Origin of the sequence: Verticiella alkaliphila, from assembly GCF_018904615.1 — a bacterium.
GTDB classification, from domain to species: domain Bacteria; phylum Pseudomonadota; class Gammaproteobacteria; order Burkholderiales; family Burkholderiaceae_B; genus Verticiella; species Verticiella alkaliphila.
On record NZ_JADCNH010000003.1, the window covers coordinates 221,802 to 241,246 of the forward strand.

Annotated in this window: 18 protein-coding genes; 10 read left to right on the top strand and 8 right to left on the bottom strand. The window is 65.8% G+C overall.

The genetic code is table 11. The annotated features are described in order from the left end of the window. Window positions 1–71: 71 nt before the first annotated feature. Window positions 72–347 (bottom strand): hypothetical protein, encoded by a 276-nt coding sequence (locus tag IMZ29_RS03955; RefSeq protein WP_216180756.1) that lies wholly within the window; start codon window positions 345–347, stop codon window positions 72–74. Window positions 348–584: 237 nt separating this feature from the next. Further along, window positions 585–992, bottom strand: coding sequence for a GlcG/HbpS family heme-binding protein (locus IMZ29_RS03960; RefSeq protein ID WP_216180759.1), 408 nt, complete (start codon window positions 990–992; stop codon window positions 585–587). 253 nt (window positions 993–1,245) lie between these two features. Here IMZ29_RS03960 and IMZ29_RS03965 point away from each other — a divergent pair, with 253 nt between their 5' ends. Beyond that, window positions 1,246–6,492 carry a choice-of-anchor U domain-containing protein gene (locus tag IMZ29_RS03965; RefSeq protein ID WP_216180762.1) on the top strand — a complete coding sequence of 1,749 codons (5,247 nt, stop codon included), beginning with the start codon at window positions 1,246–1,248 and terminating at the stop codon, window positions 6,490–6,492. Window positions 6,493–6,522: 30 nt separating this feature from the next. Here the strand turns inward: IMZ29_RS03965 and IMZ29_RS03970 are convergent, their stop codons facing one another. The 3 genes from IMZ29_RS03970 to IMZ29_RS03980 all read right to left on the bottom strand — a co-directional run bounded on the left by IMZ29_RS03970 (window position 6,523) and on the right by IMZ29_RS03980 (window position 9,103). Further along, on the bottom strand, window positions 6,523–7,812 hold the full coding sequence (locus IMZ29_RS03970; RefSeq protein WP_216180763.1) for a PQQ-dependent sugar dehydrogenase: 1,290 nt from the start codon (window positions 7,810–7,812) through the stop codon (window positions 6,523–6,525). Further along, on the bottom strand, window positions 7,809–8,237 hold the full coding sequence (locus IMZ29_RS03975) for a DUF2231 domain-containing protein (protein WP_216180764.1): 429 nt from the start codon (window positions 8,235–8,237) through the stop codon (window positions 7,809–7,811). The genes IMZ29_RS03970 and IMZ29_RS03975 overlap by 4 nt, the downstream gene beginning before the upstream one ends. Before the next feature lie 122 nt (window positions 8,238–8,359). Next, window positions 8,360–9,103 carry an IclR family transcriptional regulator gene (locus IMZ29_RS03980; protein ID WP_371820104.1) on the bottom strand — a complete coding sequence of 248 codons (744 nt, stop codon included), beginning with the start codon at window positions 9,101–9,103 and terminating at the stop codon, window positions 8,360–8,362. A gap of 143 nt (window positions 9,104–9,246) precedes the next feature. Here IMZ29_RS03980 and IMZ29_RS03985 point away from each other — a divergent pair, with 143 nt between their 5' ends. The 9 genes from IMZ29_RS03985 (at window position 9,247) to IMZ29_RS04025 (ending at window position 17,515) form a co-directional block, all read left to right on the top strand. Then, window positions 9,247–10,212, top strand: coding sequence for a Bug family tripartite tricarboxylate transporter substrate binding protein (locus IMZ29_RS03985; RefSeq protein WP_216180776.1), 966 nt, complete (start codon window positions 9,247–9,249; stop codon window positions 10,210–10,212). A 44-nt stretch (window positions 10,213–10,256) separates the two neighbouring features. After that, window positions 10,257–10,610 carry a hypothetical protein gene (locus IMZ29_RS03990; RefSeq protein WP_216180779.1) on the top strand — a complete coding sequence of 118 codons (354 nt, stop codon included), beginning with the start codon at window positions 10,257–10,259 and terminating at the stop codon, window positions 10,608–10,610. Next, entirely contained in the window at window positions 10,559–12,229 is a 1,671-nt protein-coding gene (locus IMZ29_RS03995; protein WP_216180782.1) for a flavin-containing monooxygenase, read from the top strand. Before IMZ29_RS03990 ends, IMZ29_RS03995 begins: the two co-directional genes overlap by 52 nt. Next, a complete protein-coding gene (locus tag IMZ29_RS04000; protein ID WP_216180785.1) occupies window positions 12,226–13,446 on the top strand; it encodes a CaiB/BaiF CoA transferase family protein in 1,221 nt (406 codons plus the stop codon). The genes IMZ29_RS03995 and IMZ29_RS04000 overlap by 4 nt, the downstream gene beginning before the upstream one ends. After that, the gene (locus IMZ29_RS04005) at window positions 13,446–14,303 is read left to right on the top strand and encodes a patatin-like phospholipase family protein (protein WP_216180789.1); all 858 of its coding nucleotides are present in this window, start codon (window positions 13,446–13,448) and stop codon (window positions 14,301–14,303) included. Before IMZ29_RS04000 ends, IMZ29_RS04005 begins: the two co-directional genes overlap by 1 nt. After that, on the top strand, window positions 14,297–14,923 hold the full coding sequence (locus IMZ29_RS04010; protein ID WP_216180792.1) for a Sir2 family NAD-dependent protein deacetylase: 627 nt from the start codon (window positions 14,297–14,299) through the stop codon (window positions 14,921–14,923). Before IMZ29_RS04005 ends, IMZ29_RS04010 begins: the two co-directional genes overlap by 7 nt. A 534-nt stretch (window positions 14,924–15,457) precedes the next feature. Next, the gene (locus IMZ29_RS04015) at window positions 15,458–16,408 is read left to right on the top strand and encodes a bile acid:sodium symporter family protein (protein WP_216180794.1); all 951 of its coding nucleotides are present in this window, start codon (window positions 15,458–15,460) and stop codon (window positions 16,406–16,408) included. Window positions 16,409–16,556: 148 nt separating this feature from the next. Further along, window positions 16,557–16,886, top strand: coding sequence for a hypothetical protein (locus tag IMZ29_RS04020; RefSeq protein WP_216180798.1), 330 nt, complete (start codon window positions 16,557–16,559; stop codon window positions 16,884–16,886). Continuing rightward, window positions 16,886–17,515, top strand: a complete 630-nt coding sequence (locus tag IMZ29_RS04025) for a dimethylsulfonioproprionate lyase family protein (RefSeq protein WP_216180801.1) — start codon at window positions 16,886–16,888, stop codon at window positions 17,513–17,515. The genes IMZ29_RS04020 and IMZ29_RS04025 overlap by 1 nt, the downstream gene beginning before the upstream one ends. Before the next feature lie 56 nt (window positions 17,516–17,571). On the opposite strand, the gene IMZ29_RS23040 is transcribed toward IMZ29_RS04025, so the two are convergent. The 3 genes from IMZ29_RS23040 to IMZ29_RS04040 all read right to left on the bottom strand — a co-directional run bounded on the left by IMZ29_RS23040 (window position 17,572) and on the right by IMZ29_RS04040 (window position 19,355). Continuing rightward, window positions 17,572–17,694 carry a nucleotidyltransferase substrate binding protein gene (locus tag IMZ29_RS23040; RefSeq protein ID WP_216180803.1) on the bottom strand — a complete coding sequence of 41 codons (123 nt, stop codon included), beginning with the start codon at window positions 17,692–17,694 and terminating at the stop codon, window positions 17,572–17,574. A gap of 154 nt (window positions 17,695–17,848) precedes the next feature. Further along, window positions 17,849–19,126 carry a M28 family peptidase gene (locus tag IMZ29_RS04035; RefSeq protein WP_216180806.1) on the bottom strand — a complete coding sequence of 426 codons (1,278 nt, stop codon included), beginning with the start codon at window positions 19,124–19,126 and terminating at the stop codon, window positions 17,849–17,851. 67 nt (window positions 19,127–19,193) lie between these two features. Then, complete coding sequence (locus tag IMZ29_RS04040) at window positions 19,194–19,355, bottom strand: hypothetical protein (RefSeq protein ID WP_216180809.1); 162 nt, start codon at window positions 19,353–19,355, stop codon at window positions 19,194–19,196. Window positions 19,356–19,445 lie beyond the last annotated feature (90 nt).

The window sequence follows — 19,445 nt, forward strand, 5'->3', positions numbered from 1 at the left end:
AGGCCGACGGCGCGCGCTGCCGGCTGTGCGTAGGTCCCGAGCGCCGCCTGGATCTCGTTCGTGCCAGCGGCCTAGTCGACAGGCTTTCCCGGATGGAACCGTTCGGTTACCCGGGTATCAGGGGCATCCTGAGCAAACGCCGTCGACACAGCGTCGATGATCTCGGTCCATATCCCGTCGCGCTGCAGAATGGGGATTTCCTTGGCAAGCACGCCACTCAGCTTTCCGCCATTCTGATGGATGGAGCGCAGGACGCGGTCAGCTTGAAGATCTGGCATCTCCACGACTTCCTTCAAGGCCGACCGCGCACGCATGTGGCTGCGCAGGTAGCGCGACTGCTCCCGCATCTGTTCAGTCAGGCAGCGCCGATAGCATCGGCGGGCCGCTCTGCAATACGCGAGTCGCCAGGCAACGTGGACTCCCCGTGCTTAAAAATGATTTTGAACGCCGCCCACTCCACCCTATCGGATTAGCGGTGCATAAATTCGATTAGAAAGCACGAGTTTTGCATGAAATCAATTTCGACGGTGCATAGCCGCCAGAAGGCGGCTACCCCCTTAAACACGAGGTGCGGTGATGCGCTTTTACAACCCCAGCGCAGCAATCCCTGCCTTGGCGATCTCGACGTCTTCCGTCGACTTCACGCCTGACACGCCCACGGCGCCCACCACGTGGCCTTCGGCGATCACCGGCACGCCGCCCTCAAGAAGACCTTCCAGGCCAGGGGCCGACAGGAACGCGTAGCGGCCGCCGTTGATCATCGTCTCGAAGCCCGCGGATTCGCGCTTGCCCATGGCCGAGGTGTGCGCCTTGGCTGGGGCCATCTTGGCGGACGACGGCGGCGCGCCGTCCAGGCGGACCATGCCCAGCAGGTGGCCGCCATCATCGACGACCGCGATCGACACGGCCCATTGATTGGCGAGGGCGTGCACCTCGGCGGCCTGCAGGATCTGCTTGACGTCGGCGGCGGTGAGCATGGGCTTGGACTTCACGGAAACGGCTCCTTGAAAACAGGGATGACCTCGGGACACTCAGCGACGCTTGTGCTCGCCCGAGACCAGGAGCCCCCATGGTAACCCTGGCCGTCCTGACAGGGGCGGCATGGGCGCTCGGCAGGGCACTCCCCCGAGAAGGCATCTCCCGGGCGCGAGCAAGACGAGACAAGTGAGCGTATGTGATTGTGCAAAAATCTCACAAAATCTGATAATCTGAAATGTAAGTTACATTAACTTTCAGAGACCGCCCATGACGTCGCCAGTTGACTCGCTGCTCAACGCCAGCCCCGCTCCTCTTGCCTCTCGGCTGTTGCTCGACACCTTCGACGCGCCCACGATCAACGAGGCGCCGATCATCTACGGTATCGACGGCGACCTGACCCTCTTCACGCCGGGGGTGCCGGAGTACATCGACTCGATCGAGACATCCCCCGGGGCCAGCTTCGCCGACTTGGACAACGTCCACTTTGCCGGCGGCTACCTGCTCATCACGCAGACCACGGGCACGGCAAATGGCGTGTTCTCGATGGATCCGTCGAGCGACTTTTCCTTCGGCACCTCCGAGCAGGCCACGAGCGCCAACATCCGCGCGGGCGACACCGTGTTCGTGACGTACGGGGGCCAGCGCATCGCCATCGGCACGGTCGACACAGCTCTGGACGGACAGGATGGCCGGGCGCTGCGTATCGATTTCAACGCCTCGGCGGTGAGCAGCACGGCCGACTACAACCTGGCAGGCCTGATCGGCTTCATGCAATACACCGCGCCCACGGCAGGCGCACGCAGCTTCGAGATGGTGTTCAATGACGGCGAGCTGGACTCCGCACCGGTGACGTTTGGCATGCGGGGCCTGGGCGTGACGTCCGTGAGTGCGAACCCGGCCAGCGGCACGTACGACGTGGGCGACACCATCAGTATCACCGTGACGTTCACCGATGTGGTGGACGTGTTTGGTACGCCCTCCCTGGCACTGCAGACCGGTTCGCCGTCGGCCAACGCGGTGTACGTGAGCGGCTCAGGGACCAACACACTGACGTTCGAGTACGTCGTGCAGGACGGCGATTCGACCCAGGACCTGGACTACCTTGGCACGATGGCACTGTCACTGAACGACAATGGCGGAATCGTGAACGGTATGTACGACGCCTCGCTGGTGCTTCCCACCCCCGGCAGCGCCGACTCGCTCGCCGGCAATGCGGCCATCGTGATCGGAGAGCCGGTGGTGAACGAGGCGCCGACCTTCGCGCCTCCCACGGGCGGCACGTCGTCCATTCGCGCGGATGGGTTCGGCCGTGTCGAGGACATGACGATCCAGCCGGATGGCGACATCGTTGTCGTCGGGTATGAGGCAAGTTTCGGTGGCACCGTCACGGGCGTGCGGCGCATGGACGCCGACGGCATCTGGGACACGGCTTTTGCCACCACCAGCGCTGCGGCGTTGAGCAGCCTTGGCTGGGGGCTGGGTTTCCAGATTCGCAGTGTCCTGGCGCAGGAAGACGGCAAGATCGTGCTGGCGGGCAGGATCAGCACGGGCAACAGCAACGAATTCGCCGCCGTGCGCCTGAATGATGACGGCACGCTGGATACGAGCTTCAACGGCACCGGGCTGCAACGCGTGACGCTGGATGGCGGCAATGCCTACGGCCAGGAAGCCTTGCTGCTGGCCGACGGCAAGATCCTGCTCGGCGGCCACGTCCAACAAAACGGCAGCTATCACTACGCTGCGGTGCGGCTGGACACGGACGGCACCGTCGATACCACCTACGGTATCAACGGCTGGGGCCTGGTGGGACAGTCGACAAGCGACATGTTCCACTTTTCCATGGCACTCGAAGCCGATGGCGGGGTGCTGCTCTCCGGCCAAGTGGGCACCTCTGCCGGGCAGCAGGCGTCGATCTTCGGCATTGCGCGGCTGTCGGCCGATGGCAACTGGCAAACAGACTACGCCGGCACCGGCATGGCCAAGCCACTGCAACTGAACTGGGGCAGTGCGCAGCAGAAGGGCATTATTGTCTTGCCCGACGGCAGTAGCGTCGTCGTCGGCACGCATGGTTTCCAGCTGCCCGACAAGCTGACGGTGGTTCGCCTGGACGCGGATGGCAACCTGATCACGAGCTTCGGCACGGGCGGTCTGAAGACGATCGACCTGCTGGACGAGGGTGACATCATCACCGACATCGCGGTCGTCGACGGCAAGCTCATCATTGTGGGCGAGACCGCTGGCCCGACGGTCTACTCCGTCATGCTGGCGATGCAGCTCAATCTGTCCGATGGCAGCATGGACACCACGTTCGGCACCGACGGCGTGGTCACGCTGCCCTTTGGCACCAGCCATTCCGAGATCTACAGCGTCGTGGTGCAGCCGGACGGCAAGATCGTGGCAGCCGGCCGAGGCGACGGCGGTCTTGCCACCTTGCGGCTCAACGCCGACGGCACCCTGGACACGACGTTCAACACGAAGCGCATCGACAGCCTGGGCAGCAGCGTGGCCTACAAGGAGGGCGAGGCCGCCGTGGTGCTCGATGCCTCGGTCAAGGTGTACGACGCGGAACTCGCGGCACAAGGCCACTACGAGGGCGCCAGCGTATCGCTGGCCCGCCAGGGCGGCGCCAATGCAGACGATGTGTTCAGTGGCAGCGGCTTGCTGCACCTGGACAACACGGGTGATCTGGTGATGTGGGGCAACTCCACCATCGGCACCTACGTCCAGGCAGATGGCCGGCTGACGATCACGTTCAACAGCCACGCCACGCAGGACTTCGTCAACGAGGCGCTCAGCGCCATCACCTACGCCAACATCAGCGACCGCCCCCCTGCCTCGGTCAAGATCGAGTGGACGTTCAATGACGGCAACACCGGCAGCCAGGGCTCCGGCGGCGCCGGCATCGGCACGGGGCTGTCCACCGTGAACATCACGGCGCTCAACGCGCCCCCGGTGATCACGAGCCAAGGCGGCGGCGCCACCGCATCGATCAACCACGCCGATGGCGCACTCGTCGTCACCCAGGTCATCGCCACCGACGCAGACAGCGACACCGTCACCTATGCCATCGCGGGTGGCGCCGATGCGAACCTCTTCGTCATCGATCCTGCCAGCGGACAGCTGTCCTTTGCCGATGCCCCCACGCTGGGCAATCCGATCGACACCGACCAGGACGGTATCTACCAAGTCACCGTGCAGGCGAGCGACGGCCGGGGGGGCGTGACGACTCAGGCTCTGAGCATTGCCGTGCTCTCGGACATCGACGGCGACGGCATCCCGGATATCGACGACCTCGACGCAGACGGCGATGGCTTCCTCAATGCCGATGAGGATCTGGTGCCCAACCTCTACGGCCACGGCAATGGTGATGGCAACGGCGATGGCACGCCGGATAGCCAGCAATTGAACGTCGCCTCCCTGCAAACACTCGGCACGGGCAGCCCCTGGGCCACCCTCGAAGTGGCGCAAGGGCTCGCGCTGACGGACATCACCAACACCCCCGCTCCTGGGGGGCTGCCGCGCAACGTCAAGCTGCCGCTCGGCGAGTTCGGCTTCACCATCAGCGGCATGGACATCGGCGGCTCTGTCGAGGTGTCCTTCTACGTTGACGCGGGACAGGGGATCAATGCGTTCTACAAGCGCGATGTCCTGACCAATGCCTGGGCCGCGCTCGGCACGAGCAGCCCGGTGCCGAACTCGGACAAGATCAAGGTCACCTTCACCCTGGTGGACGGCGGCCAGTTCGATGCCGATGGCGTGGCCAACGGCGTCATCGTCGATCCGGGTGGTCTCGCCATCCAGGCGCCGCTGATCACCTCGAACGGTGGCGACACGACGGCGGCCGTGAGCATGGCCGAGAATGGCAGGACAGTAACCACGGTGACCGCCACCGTGCCCCCCGGTCAGACGGCATTGACCTACGCGATCAGCGGCGGCGCCGATGCGGCGCTCTTCACCATCGATGCCAACACAGGCGTGCTGCGCTTCCTGAAGGCCCCGGACTTCGAGACGCCGCTGGATCAAGGCGGTACGCCGGGCGACAACATCTACGAGGTGGGGGTAAGCGCCACCGACGGCCACGCCGAGTTCGACACGCAGCTGCTTGCCGTGACCGTGACGGACGTGGACGAGACCGTACCCACGCCGCCCGTACCTACCGTGCCACCGCCCGTAGATGACTGGGCCGGCCTGCCCGACGGCGATGATGACCAGGTGCCGGCGTCCGTCGAGAATCTCGTGCCGGGCATGGCGGGCGGCATGCAGGGCGATGGCAACGGCGATGGCATTGCCGACAAGGATCAGGCCGACGTCGCTTCCCTGCCCTGGGCACAGTCACCCGACGGCACCATCCGCTTCGTGACCCTGACCAATGCCGGCGGCCTCGCGCTGCAAGCGGTGCGCCCGGTCGCCGTGAATGCCGAGGCGCTGCCTGCCGGGCTGTCGCTGCCTGTGGGGCTGGTGGCCTTTTCCGCCGCGGGCCTGGAAATCGGCGCCAGCATGGAATTCACCGTCTACCTGGACAGCGACATTCCCGTCAACGGCTACTGGAAGCAGGTAGACGGCCACTGGGAGAACATCGCCACCAGCATCACCGAGGTGGGCGGCAAGACCCAGATCACCTTCAGCATCGAGGACGGTGGGCGCTACGACGCGGACGGCGTGGCCGATGGCCGCATCGTCGATCCGGGCGGGCCGGGCTGGATGACGGCCGCAGACGCCGATAGCGACGGAGATCAGTTCCCGGATTGGATCGAGGCCGCCAACGGCCTGGTGGTGGGCGTCAAGGACAACGACGTCCTGGGCAGCAGCAAGCTCTTCGTGATGCAGATGTACCGCGACTTCCTGGGCCGTGAAGCCGAATCCGACGGCCTGGCGTACTGGCAAGGTCGACTCGAGAATGGCACCCTGGATCGCGCAGAGATCACCAGCGAATTCCTGGCGACGCCGGAAGTGCAGGACAGCATGAGCGCGGTGGCCCGGCTGTACCTGGGCGGTCTGGCGCGGCCGGCAGACGTGGACGGGCTGAGCTACTGGGCGGGTCAGATCCGCGCGGGTGAATCACTGGCGGCCGTCGCGAACCAGTTTGCCGAGAGCGCCGAATTCGACGTCGCTTATGCCGCACTGGCCGATGCCGAGTTCGTTGCGCAAGCTTACCTGAACGTGCTTGGCCGCGAGGCCGACGCCCAAGGCCAGGCTTACTGGCTCAAGGCGTTGGAAGGCGGCGCGAGCCGAGGCGATATCCTGGTCAACCTCACTGAATCGACGGAGCACGTGGCACTCAGCGCCAATGATGTGGCGGTGACGCTGGGCTACGCCGGCTTGCTGGGCCGAACAGCCGACGCTGCGGGCTATCAGTTCTGGAGCGCCTTCCTGGAAGACGGTCACACCGAGGAAATGCTCTTCGACCAATTCGTGGCGAGTTCGGAGTACCACGATCGCTTCCTGCCCACGCGGGAGGCGTCTGCCGCCACGCTGGTGGGTGTGGCCGACAGCGAGGTGCAGGACTCGCTCTGACATCGAGGGAGTCCTGCAGGCGGGCTGACGCTACGGATTACGCGTCACCCGCCACACCACATTCGCCAAGTCGTCCGCGACGATGAGTGCACCGCGCGGGTCCACGGTCACGCCCACAGGGCGGCCGCGCGTGGAGCCATCGTCATCCCGGAAGCCCGCGACGAAATCGATGGGATCGCCCGTGGGCTTGCCGTCCTGAAAGCGCACGAAGCTCACCTTGTAACCCACGGGATCGGCGCGGTTCCAGCTGCCGTGCTCACCCACGAAGACGCCCTCGGCGAACTGCGGTCCCATCACCTCGCTCGAGAACGCGATGCCCAGTGCCGCCACGTGCGAGCCCAGGGCGTAATCCGGCGCAATGGCCGATTCGACCTTCTCCGGATTCTGCGGACGCACACGATCATCCACGTTCTTGCCCCAGTAGCTATAGGGCCAGCCATAGAACGCACCTTCCTGCACCGAGGTGAGGTAATCCGGCACCAGGTCCGGACCCATCTCGTCGCGCTCGTTGACGACTGCCCAGAGCGTGCCCGTGCCGGGCTGGATGGCCAAGGCCGTCGGGTTGCGCAGGCCGGTGGCGTAGGGCTTGTGCTCGCCGGTCTCGGCGTTCACCCGCCACACCATGGCACGGTCCACTTCGGCCGTCATGCCGCGCTCGGTGATGTTACTGTTCGAGCCGATGCCCACGTACAGGTATTGGCCGTCCTCACTGGCCGTCAGTGCCTTGGTCCAGTGGTGATTGATCGCCGAAGGCAAGTCCGTCACCTTGGTGGGCGCACCGTTCGCCTGGGTCTGGCCTTCCTGGTATTCGAAGCGCACCAGCGCATCCTGGTTGGCCACGTAGAGGTTGTTGCCGACCAGGGCCAGGCCATAGGGGGCGTTCAGGTTGTCGGCGAACACCGTCTTCTGGGCATAGCTGCCGTCGCCATTGGTGTCGCGCAGCAGAGTGAGGCGATCACCGCTTTCCACCGAGGTGGTGCCCTTGCCCTTGATGATGCCGGCGATCACGTCCTTGGGCCGCAGCGCCGGGGCATTGCCGCCGCGGCCTTCGGCCACGAGGATGTCACCATTGGGCAGTACCAGCGTCTGACGCGGGATCTGCAAATCCGTGGCGATGGCGCGGATTGAATAGCCCTCGGGCACGGTGGGCAGGCGATCACCCCAGGGCACCGGCTTGGCGATCACCATGCTCGGGAAGAGCCCGCGCTTGGGCTCGGGCAGATCCGGGTTGGCACCGTACTGCAACGGTTGCGGATCGGCGCCGCAGGCGGCCAGCAGGGCCGTGGAGGCAATGAAGAGAGGAACGTGTGCGAGCTTCATGCGATTTCCCTCACGTGCGACGTGCGCATGCCGAGAAAGGCCGAGGCGCAGGCCAGGATGGCCACGATCACCGACAGCACCAGGCCCGTTGGCATCACGGCCCAGGCATCCTTGGCGTGGACGAGCGCGTTGATGAAGCCCACCACCCAGGTCACCAGCAGGACGAGGAAGTACACCGCCCCGCCATGCCGCCGCCGGCGCGGCCGCGCCAGGCCCACGATGGCAAAGAGCAACGCCACGGCCGCGAACACCAGGCCGCCGGCGTTGAGCCAATCCGCGAAATTGAGCCACTGGATCTCGAACGTGCGCGAATAGGCGAGATCGCTGAGCGCCGCGCCCAGAAAGAGCGGGATCGTGCTGGCCAGAAAGACGGTGTGCAGCGGATGGATGTTGGCCGGATAGCCATAATCGACGGTGACTGCCATGGCAGCGGGTCCTCCTCAGGGTTGGGCCGCCGGCATGTGGGTATGCCGCCGTGCTGCGCGCGGAGGGAGCAATGGGTGTTCCTGGCGTGAGCAAGCCACGCGAGACGACGAGCGCAGCGATACTACGCGGCTTCCCCGCGCATGGATGGGCTGAGTCCGATGGCTCGCAACTCGGCCGCGATCTGCTCCGCGATCCACACCCGACGATCTGGCTGCATCCGCGGTGCAATCGCGGCGATGCTGATGGCAGCGTGACCGCCCTGCGGTAGATCGAAGCCCATGCCCACACCGCCGACACCCTCGGTCACGAGACCCAGCGTGGCCGAATACCGTTTCTGACGGGTGTCCAAGACCAGCCGGCGAAGCGCCGCCAGCGTGATCCCCCGGGGCGTGAATTCGTCTTGCCGGCGGGTGTAGATGGCCTCGATCTGCTCATCTGCGAGCTGCGCCAACAACGTCATTCCTGCTGAGCCAATGCCCAGCACACGCATGCCACCAATCTGCAGGACCATCGCCTTGACGGGAAAAGCGCCCTCTTCGCAATGGATGCAATGCGCGTAATCGCCATTTCGCACCACCAGAAAGACCGTGTCCTCAGTCAACCTTGCCAACCGCAGCATCATGGGACGACACATCTCGACGAGCGGCGCGCGATTCATCGCTGCCAGACCGAGCTGCATGGCTTGCAAACCCAGGCGGTAATTCCGGCGCGCATCGCGTTCGACGAACCCGGACGCCACGAGCGACGACATCAATCGGTAGGCCGTCGTTCGATCCAGGTTCATCTGCTCGGCCAACGCCCGAACACCGATGCCTTCGAGATGCGATGCAGCCACGGCCTGCAATAGCCCCAACGCGCGGTCCACTGCCTGAGTGCCTCGTGCTTCCGCCATCCTTGCTCCCCTCATCTGTTCACATTGTGCACTTTTAATTCGTACTTGATTGCGATGTGATTAAAGCGTACCGGATACTGGCTTTTCGAACACACAAGAAACCACGGAGACTGCCCATGACATCCCCTCGCCCCATACGATTTCTCGTCGCAGCCATGTTGGTCCTGTCTACCGGGTCTGCGCTCGCGGCCTATCCGGAAAAGCCCGTCCGACTGGTTGTCGGCTACACCGCGGGCGGCGCATCGGACCTCGTTGGAAGAATCCTGGCGCAGGCATTGTCCGAGCTGAATGGTCAGCCGGTCATCGTCGAGAATCGCCCTGGCGTGGGGGGCATGCTTGGCTTGTCCGAAGTGGCCAAGAGCACGCCCGACGGTTACACCCTGGGCGTCGCCGTCAGCGGCACGATGGTGACAGGGCCGCACCTGCAGGAGAACACGCCCTACGACCCGCTAACGGACTTCGCCCCGGTGAGCATGGTGGCAAAGGCGCCCATGATTCTGCTGGCTTCCCCGCAGGCGCAAGCCACTACCGTCCAGGCCATCATCGAACAAGCCAAGCGTGAACCAGGGAGCCTGATGTACGCGGCCGGCGCGCAGGCGTTCGATCTGGCCATGCGGCTTTTCAACGCAGAGGCGGGTGTCCAGATCGGCGCTGTGCCCTACCCCGGCGGCAGTCAGGCCGCTGTCGACGTGATCGCCGGGCGCGTCCCGATGATGGTGGACACCATCGGCGCGCAGCAAGCCAACGTGAAGAGCGGCAAGCTCAAGGCCGTAGCGGTGCTCGACGACAAGCGCTCTGCCGTGATGCCGGAGGTGCCCACGATTGCGGAAAGCGGCGTGCCTTCGTACCAGGCCGTGGGCTGGCTGGGCATCGTGGCGCCGCGCGAGACGCCGCCTGACGTCGTCGAAAAGCTCAATGGTCAATTGCAGCAGATCCTTGCCCGACCCGACGTCGCCGAGCGCCTGACCACCGTTGGCTTCGAGCCCGACGCGGGCTCGTCCGAGGCTTTCGCCCAGGAAATTCAACGGCAGCACGCCCTGTGGGGCGAGGTGGCGATGAAAGCCGGCCTGAAGACGCGATGAACGGCGCTGCGCTCCCCCTCAATCCCTCTCAGGAGACTCCTTGCATGTCTGACGCGTCCACGACCCCAGAAGCGCTGCTTGCCTGGCGGCACGACCTCGAGCGGGCGCTGCCCGCTGCCAACATCCCGACCCTGCTCATGGTGCTCGTGCATCTGACAGGCGATCTTGACTGGCTGTCCGAGACATACCAGTGCTCGCGCATCCGCGGACTGGACGAGAACGACTCGGGCGGTCTGCCCGAGGCCGTGCAGGCACGCGTGCGAGCGGCCGCGCTAGAGGCGATTCTGGCCTGGAAGGCCGGCGCGCCCCTGCCCTGCCAGCCCCCGACACGTCGCTTCTCGTGGACATGCTGCATCTCACCGTGGACGAACCGATCTCGGCAGGCTACGGACCGATGATCGCCGGCTGGCTCGGCCTGGACCCTGACCTGCGCATCGATCAGAAGCACGCCTTCCACGTCCCCGACGATTACCACGCCGTCGTGATCGGCGCGGGCGTGGCGGGCATCTGCATGGCGATTCGTCTGCAAGGCGCAGGCATTCCCTACACCGTGATCGAGAAGAACGCGGAGGTGGGCGGCACCTGGTACGAGAATGACTACCCAGGCGCCGGCGTCGACACGCCGAACCACATCTATTCCTACTCCTTCGCCAAGCACAACTGGACCCGGTACTTCGCCCTGCGCGACGAGATCCAGGCCTACTTCGAGGATGTCGCCACGCGCTTCGGCATCCGTCCCGCCATTCGCTTCGAGACCCGCGTTGAGCGCGCCGCCTACGATGAGGCACACACGTGCTGGAATGTGGAGATCCGTAGCGGCGAGGGCCAGCGCGAGACGCTGCGTGCCGACCTTCTGGTCAGTGCCGTCGGCTTGCTGAATGTGCCGAAAATGCCGGCCATCGAGGGGCTGGATACATTCAACGGCCCCTGCTTTCATACCGCACGCTGGCCCAAGGATCTGGACGTGACAGGCAAGTCCGTCGCGGTCATCGGCAACGGTGCCAGTGCCATGCAGGTCGTGCCTGCGATTGCCGACAAGGTGCGTTCGCTAACGGTGTTCCAACGCTCCCGGCAGTGGGCCGCGCCCTTCGACCGCTTCAAGGTGCCGGTACCTGAGGAGACGCAGTTCCTGCTGGCCGAGGTGCCGTTCTATCAGGAATGGTATCGCCAGCGGCTTGCCTACATCTTCAACGATCGCATCCACGGCTCGTTGCAGATCGATCCGGCGTGGCCGCACCCGGAGCGCGCCATCAATCGCACCAATGATCGCCATCGTGCGCATTTCACCGATTACATCAAGGCGCAGCTGGGCGATCGTCAGGATCTGCTGGATGACGTGCTGCCCGACTACCCGCCCTTCGGCAAGCGCATGCTCATGGACAACGGGTGGTATCGCACCATGACGCGCGAGAATGTGACGCTGGTGACAGGCGGCATCGACCGTGTCGAGGGCAACGAGATCGTGACGGACCAAGGTGCTCGCCACCAGGCCGACGTGCTGGTCGTGGCCACCGGCTTCGACGCGGTGAACATGCTGTCGTCGTTCCAACTCTTTGGCCGTGGCGGCGTGTCTATCCGGGAGCAATGGGACGAGAACGGTGCCGAGGCCTTCATGGGCGTGGCGATCCCGCAATTTCCCAACTTCTTCGTGCTGGCTGGCCCCAACACGGCGCTCGGCCATGGCGGTAGCGTGGTGGCGTTGCTGGAGACACAGGTGAGCTACGTCATGAACGTCTTGCGCCAGAGCCTGGATGAGGCCCAGGGGCGCTTCGAGATTGAAGTGCGACGAGATCGCCACGATGAATTCAATACCCAGGTGCAGGCCGCGCACGACCAGATGATCTGGAGCCATCGGGGCATGAGCAACTGGTATCGCAACGCCAAGGGACGCATTGTCGCCACAACGCCGTTTCGCAATGACGATTACTGGCGCATGGCCCGGGCTGCCAAACTGGAGGACTATCACGTCAGGCTCGCCTGCGACTCTCCCGTCACCACCGAGGAGGCCGATCGATGACAGAAAAACGCACGCGCGCCACGGGCCCGCATCTGCTGAGCGGCATCCGGATCCTGGACCTGGGCACCATGGTTGCAGGGCCTGTCGCTTGCACGCTCTTCGCCGACTACGGTGCGGAAGTCATCAAGATCGAGGTACCCGAACGCGGCGACACCGTGCGGGACCTGGGGCCTTTTGTTGAAGGTGAATGCCTGTATTGGCATGTCGAGGCCCGCAACAAGAAATCCATCACGCTCAACCTGCGCGAGCCCGAGGGACAGCGCCTGTTGTGCGAGCTGGTCCGCCAGGCTGATGCGGTCGTGGAGAACTTCCGCCCCGGCACGCTCGAGCAATGGGGACTGGGCTACGACGCCTTGCGCGCGCACAACCCAGGGCTCGTCCTGCTGCGGGTCTCGGGCTTCGGACAGACCGGCCCGTATCGCACCCGTGCCGGTTACGACCGCATCGGCCTCGCCTTCGGCGGCCTGCTGGGGATCACGGGCTACCCGGATCGCCCGCCCGTGCGCATTGGCACCTCCACCGCGGATTATCAAACTGCCATTCTCGGGGCGTTTGCCCTGATGACCGCGCTCTACCACCGTGATGTGATGGGCGGCGAGGGACAGGAGATCGATCTGTCGATGTACGAATCGGTCATTCGCTTCACCGAGGTGCTGGTGCCGGAATACGACCGCCTGGGTGTCGTGCGCAAGCCGCGTGGCAACAAACACTTTGCCGCGGCGCCTGGCGAACATTTTCTGACCAGCAGTGGCCGCTACATGATCCTGACGATCTCAGCGGATGCTGGCTTTCAACGCCTGTGCGTGGCGATGGACAGGCCGGAGCTGGCACAGGACGAGAAGTACGCGACGCACACCCGACGATGGGAGAACGTCGATACGCTCAACGCGTTGATCGCGCAATGGATCCTGAACCAACCCGAGGACGATCTGAAAGCCAAGCTCGATGAAGCCAAGCTGGCGTACTCGTTCATCTACGGCATCGACGACATCATGGCGGATCCCCACTACGAGGCGCGCCAAAGCATCGCCACCGTGACCCACCCACGGATCGGCCCTGTCAAGATGGCGGGGGTCTTCCCACGCTTCTCAGGCAAGCCGCACAAGACGATCGAACCGGCACCCGATCTCGGTCAGCACAATGCCGAGGTCTACGGCGACTGGCTGGGGCTGGACGAATCGGCTCTGGCCGCGCTCAAAGCGAAAGGCATCGTGTGATGACACAGACGCAGACTCGCGGCGTCGTTCTGGGCGGCGGTGGCGTGACCGGGATCGCCTGGGAGATCGGCGTCATTGCAGGGCTGGAGCGCTGTGGTGTCGATCTACGCAATGCCGACCTTTTTGTGGGTACATCCGCAGGCGCAGCAGTGGGCGCGTATCTGGCCTATGGCGACGATGTCCAGGCGCTCGCCGCGCAGCAGGCCGACCCTGCCCAACAAGTGCACGAACAGTACCGCCCCTACTCCCAGGCCGACGCGGACGCCCGCAACCGGCAGCTGATGGAGAAAGTGGGCGGCGACCTTGCGGCGGCGCGCCGGCGCATCGGTGCCTACGCCATGCGTTCGACGACGCCCTCGCAGGCCACCCGCCTGGACATCATCGCGGCCCGCCTGGGCCGCACGCGATGGCCCTCCCGGCCCCTTCGGCTGACCGCCGTGGACGTGGCGTCCGGCGAACTGCGCGTGTTCGACGCTGCCAGCGAAGTTCGCTTCCTGGATGCCGTGGCGGCCAGCTGTGCCGTCCCTGGGAGCTGGCCCGCCGTCGCTATCGAAGGCCGACACTACATGGATGGCGGCGTGCACTCCATCACCAATGCGCAAGTCGCGCAGGGCATGGACCGCGTCATTGTGCTGGCCCCCTTCGGCTACAGCGAGCAGAACCCGGTGGCCGGGCATCTGAGGGAGGAGGTGGCCAATCTGCGGATTCAAGGTGCGCGAGTACAGGTGATCGAGCCCGATGCCGCTGCCTTGGCCGCCATTGGTGACAACGTCCTGGATCCATCGCGCAAGCCGGCAGCGCTTGATGCGGGTGTCACGATGGGCGAACGTCTCGCGGCGGAACTGTCGTGGTGGTAACGCTGCGAATGGGTTGCGCGCCGGTGCAAGGTGCGGAGTCGGGGCAGTCCCAGTGGGCGCGCCAGCGCTTGCGTCTGGATATGGATCACCGGCCAGGCCCTGCACACCATGCCCTGGTGCAGTTGCAGCGCGCCCTGCCCAATACAGAGATCGTGACGGATGCCACGGATCTCCTGCTCGAGACGGCCGGTGCCACGCACGTGTGGCATCTGCACGGCCATGTGCCGGGCGAGCGCTGCGACGCGTGTGGCGCGATTCGCTGCCTGCGGCTTCCGAGCGGGCATCCGCACCGGGGTGCCGTGGCGATCCCGGCCGAGCCCTGTGCGTGTGGCGGCGCACCGCATCTGTGGACGGGAACGGCAGACTCTCCCCGCCAGGCGTGGAGCCACGCGCTGGAGAGCACTCGCCGGTGCGACGCCATGCTGTGGCTGGCCGATGGCGAGTTCGCCTACCCGGCTGCGGAGTTCGCGCACATCGCCGTCGTGCATGGCGCCAAGCTCGTCATGCTGAGCCAGGCGCCGAGCGAGCTGGATCGCCTGCCAGACGTGCGCGTCGAAGGCTCGATCACGCCCAGCCTAGTCGACCTCACGTCGCGAGTGCTGGCGCTTCGGCAGGCGTAGCCGACGGGAAGGTCGACGATATGGGCGAGCCCGCAGGCGCTCGCCATGCTCGACAAGCGCGCCTGCGCCGATGATGGCTCACCACGTGCTGGAGCCACATCATGACCGCCCCTATCCCTGCTGCGTCCATCGCAGGTATCGACCCTGCCGCCCTGCCCCTTGCCCAGGCCTCGCGCGTGGTGGTGCTGTGTACAGTCTCTCTGGACACCGCCGCACGGTCTGCTGCCGCCCGGCCGGATCGTGGCCTGTGGCGCAACCTCATCAGGCGATCTGCGTGTCACGCAACGGTTCAGGATTTCATGCTTTCCCGACGACAGTCGCAGTGCTCGAGTAGATCGCGGGCGCTCCAGATCGCGGCTAGCACAGACCTGGCGCCGCATCCATGGCGGCATAGCCACCGCCCCTTTTCCGTCTGTGCCACACCCGGCGCACTACACTAGCGCCGTTTCCGCTGCCCCGCCCAGCCCGCGCGCCCAGCGTGCCGAGCCAGCCGTCGGTCGGCGGTATTCCCTTCCGTTCCCTTCCGGAGACATCATGCAGGCGCTCGCCCGCTTCAGCCGCTTTGTCGGCAACACCTTCGCCATCTGGGTGCTGCTGTTCGCAGTCCTGGCCTTCTACTTCCCTGACGCCTTCCGCGGCATCGGGCCCTACATCGTGCCGCTGCTCGGCCTGATCATGTTCGGCATGGGCCTGACGTTGTCCAAGGCAGACTTCAGCGAAGTGGTCCGGCGCCCCCTGGATGTGGCCATCGGCGTGCTGGGCCAGTTCATCATCATGCCCGGTCTTGCCTGGCTGCTGGCGACGGCTTTTGCCCTGCCCCCGGAGATCGCCGTGGGTGTGATCCTCGTGGGCTGCTGCCCCGGCGGTACGGCGTCCAATGTGATGACGTTTCTCGCGCGCGGCGATCTTGCGCTGTCCGTGACCATCACCTCGGTCACAACCCTGCTCGCGCCGATCCTCACGCCTGCGCTGATCTACCTGCTTGCCAGCCAATGGCTGGACGTGAGTGCAGCGGCCATGTTCTGGTCGATCGTGCAGGTGGTGATCCTGCCGATCGCTGCCGGCCTGCTGGTGCAGCTCGTGTTGAAGGAGAAGGTGCAGGTGGGCGTGGCAGTGCTGCCCCTCGTGTCCGTGGCCGCCATCGTCGCCATCGTTGCCGGGGTCGTCGCGGGCAACCAGGCGCGGATCGCCACGAGCGGTCTCACGATCTTCCTCGTGGTGGTGCTGCACAATGGCCTCGGCCTGTTGCTGGGCTGGCTGCTCGCGCGCCTGTGCGGCCTGAGCGTGGCCAAGCGCAAGGCGGTCTCGATCGAGGTCGGCATGCAGAACTCAGGCTTGGGCGTGGCCCTGGCCACGGCGCATTTCTCGCCGCTGGCCGCGCTGCCCAGCGCGATCTTCAGTGTCTGGCACAACATCAGCGGGCCGCTGGCGGCCACGCTGTATCGACGATTCAAGGATGACGAGGCAGACGCGCGGCCGCGCTGAGCCTCACGCTGCGGGGCCAGGTCAACGCTGGCCCCGCCACTACCCGTTCCCGCTGCTCCAGAATGCGCGGCGTGCCTCGTTCATGCTCATCAGGTCCGCCCCGCAAGCCCCTCTGCCAACCCGCGTTTCTCCATCCCTGGATGTTTCTGTGTACTCGGACATTCTCTACTTCACGCCCTACGTCGTCATCGTGCTGCTGGTGATCATCGCCCCGCTCCTGCCGTCGCAGCCCCCGTCCTGGGTGACGGGCGTATTTCTCTTTGCCGGGCAGATGGTGGCGGTGTCCTGGGTGGCGCCGCTCACCTTCGTGGCGCTGCAAGCCATGCATGCCCCGACACCCGCGACCATCCTGGGCGGATTCGTCGTCATGCTGCTGGCGCGACCGCTGCTGATGCGCGTGATGGAGCGACGCGAAGAGGAAATGGCGGCGCCGGTGGCGAAGAAGCGGGCAGCGAGCCGACAGAGGGCGCAGCCGTGATGACGACGACGGACCCGCACATCGACGCTTTCCTCACGGCCTTGCGCAGTACCCTCGCCCGATTCGCCGCCGACGACTCAGCGGTGGGCACCGAGGTGCGGCGCATCCTGGCAGTCTGGCCTGACGCACCCACACCAGGGCACCGTGCCAGCCCGCAGGGCTCGCCCGTGGCCGCGCATCTGGCCGCGGCGCTGGCCCTGGCCGAACAGGGCGATGCCTCGAGTCTTGCCGCAACGATTCCCCCATTGGCACCCTGGCTGTCATGGACGTTTGGGTATGCCCCGCACCCGCAGTATCCCGATCTGGAATCCCGCGTGGCCTTTGCGCAGTTCGTGGGGCCGCGCGACCTGGGCCATGCCGAGCATCTGCTGATGGGCCTGACGCTGCTCGCGCCGCACACGGTCTACCCAGCCCACATGCATCCGGCCAACGAGCTCTACCTGCCGCTGGGCGGCACGGGCATCTGGAGCCAGGGAGGTGGTGCGCCGGCACCTGAAGCTCCGGGGTCCGTCATCTTTCATCCCAGCGGCGTGGCGCATACCACCGAGTCGCTGCGCGACCCGGTGCTGGCGCTCTATATCTGGCGGGGCGACCTCTCCAGTCCGTCCGTCTTCCTCGCAGACGCCTGACGCCTTGACGCGTTCGAGGTGAACCGGCTCCACAGCCAGCGGGATAGCGCCTGTGCTCATGCCAGCCGGCTGCGGAGCTGGTCGCTCAGGTGGGTGGCTTCTCGCAGGAATGCGGGAATGCCTTCCACCACCTGAACAGCGACTTTCTCGTCATAGGTATGACTGGTCCTGCCGCGCATCTGCCGAAACGTCCGTCAGATAGCGCCGTAGCCCTTCGTCCAGCCGAACGACCACGTTCTCCAACGACGTGATGTCCAGCTTCTGACTGTCTGCCCGCATGGCGCCCCCTGCCTGATTCCACGGGCGACGAGGTCACACCACCGCGCCGCTCGTTCACGCAGCGCGTGCCGCCAGCGCCTGCAACTGCGCGTCGTTCAAGCACAGGGCCAGTGCGCCGAGCGCGCCGGTGAAGGCCAGTGCCTGCTGCAACTCCTCTTCCTTCACGATCTCTGGCACGTCGCCGGCCGCGAGAATGTTGTTCACGCGGGATTCCGGACGATCGAACCCGGCGACGACGCGCATGGCCGGAATCCCGTGCTTCGCGAAGTTGGCATGATCCGAATTCGGCATGAGCGGCAGATAGGTATCCACGGGCACCCCGGCGGCCGCGCCGGCCTCGTGCACCAGCGGCGCCAAGGCAGGGAAGTCGCTGATGAGCGCGGTCAGACGCGCGTCGCCCGCTACCGTGTCGAGATTGATGTCCAGCTTGAGGGTGTCGCGCTCGGCGGCGGGCAGGTCGGCCAGATAACGAGCCGAGCCTGCCAGGGCCCATTCCTCGGCGCAGAAGAAGCACACGCGCAGGCCCGGGGTATCCGGCCCCACGCGCGGCGCGAGCAGGCGTGCTGCGGCGAGGGCGACGGCAACGCCGGTGGCGTTGTCCAGCGCACTCACGCCCAGGTCGTGGCCGTCCATGTGCGCGGTGATGAGCACGCGGCTGTCGCGGCCTCCGGGAATGTCCAGCCAGCCGACCTGGGCCTGCGTGTCGTACTGCTCGACCCCGTCGATGCGCAGATGCACGTGCGCCTGCGGGCCTGCTGCCGTGATGCGGGCCAGGCTCTCCGCGTCGATGTAGGCCGCCGGGATGCCGGCGCCGTCTCGGGCGCGGCCGGACGAGCCCGACAGCACACCGGCGCCCGGGCGCGGGTTGGCAATGAGGAACGCCGACGCGCCGGCGGCCACGGCCATGTCGTACTTGCGGCGCCGATGGATGTGGCCCGGCGAGAAAGGATACTCGTGACGGACCAGGGCGATGCGCCCGCGCAGCGCATCGCCTGCGCGGGCGAAGTCTTCGGGCGCACCGCGGCCCAGATCCACCACCGTGCCGCGCAGGCCGCCTTCGGGTGTGGACGCCGAGCGCAGCAACGGGTAGCAGGCCAGCGCCGTTTCGGCGGCCCCCTCACCCAGCGTGAGACTGGCGTGGGTGGCCGTCCAGCCATCGTAGGGCACGCTCGTCGAGCCGATCGTGCCGCCAAGCCCCTGCAGACGCGTCAGCGCCCAGGCCATGGCGGCCTCGTCCTGGCCGGTGCCGGAGCGGCGGCCGCCAAAGGCGCACAGCGCCAGGAAATCATCCATCAATGCCGCGTCATCGTGGGCGGCCTGCAGCCAATCCATGGGGAAATCTCGAATAGGTGAGCCGCGCAGAACGCACCCGCGCGGCAGAGGTCGTCTCGCGAAGGAATTACTGCAGATCGACGCCAGCGCGTTCGACCACTTCCTCCCAACGGGCGAAGTCTTCCTTCAACACGGCACGCAAGGCCGACGAGGACGTGTCGGCGGGCACGGCAACGCCGACGCCGGCGAACCGTTTGGCCACCTCGGGCGTGGCGATGACCTTGGCCATCGCGGCTTCCAGGTGTTGGCGCCGACCGAAAACTGAGCCACTTATGAGGGTTGTGCCGACCCAAAATTGAGCCAGGTGTTCAACCTACTC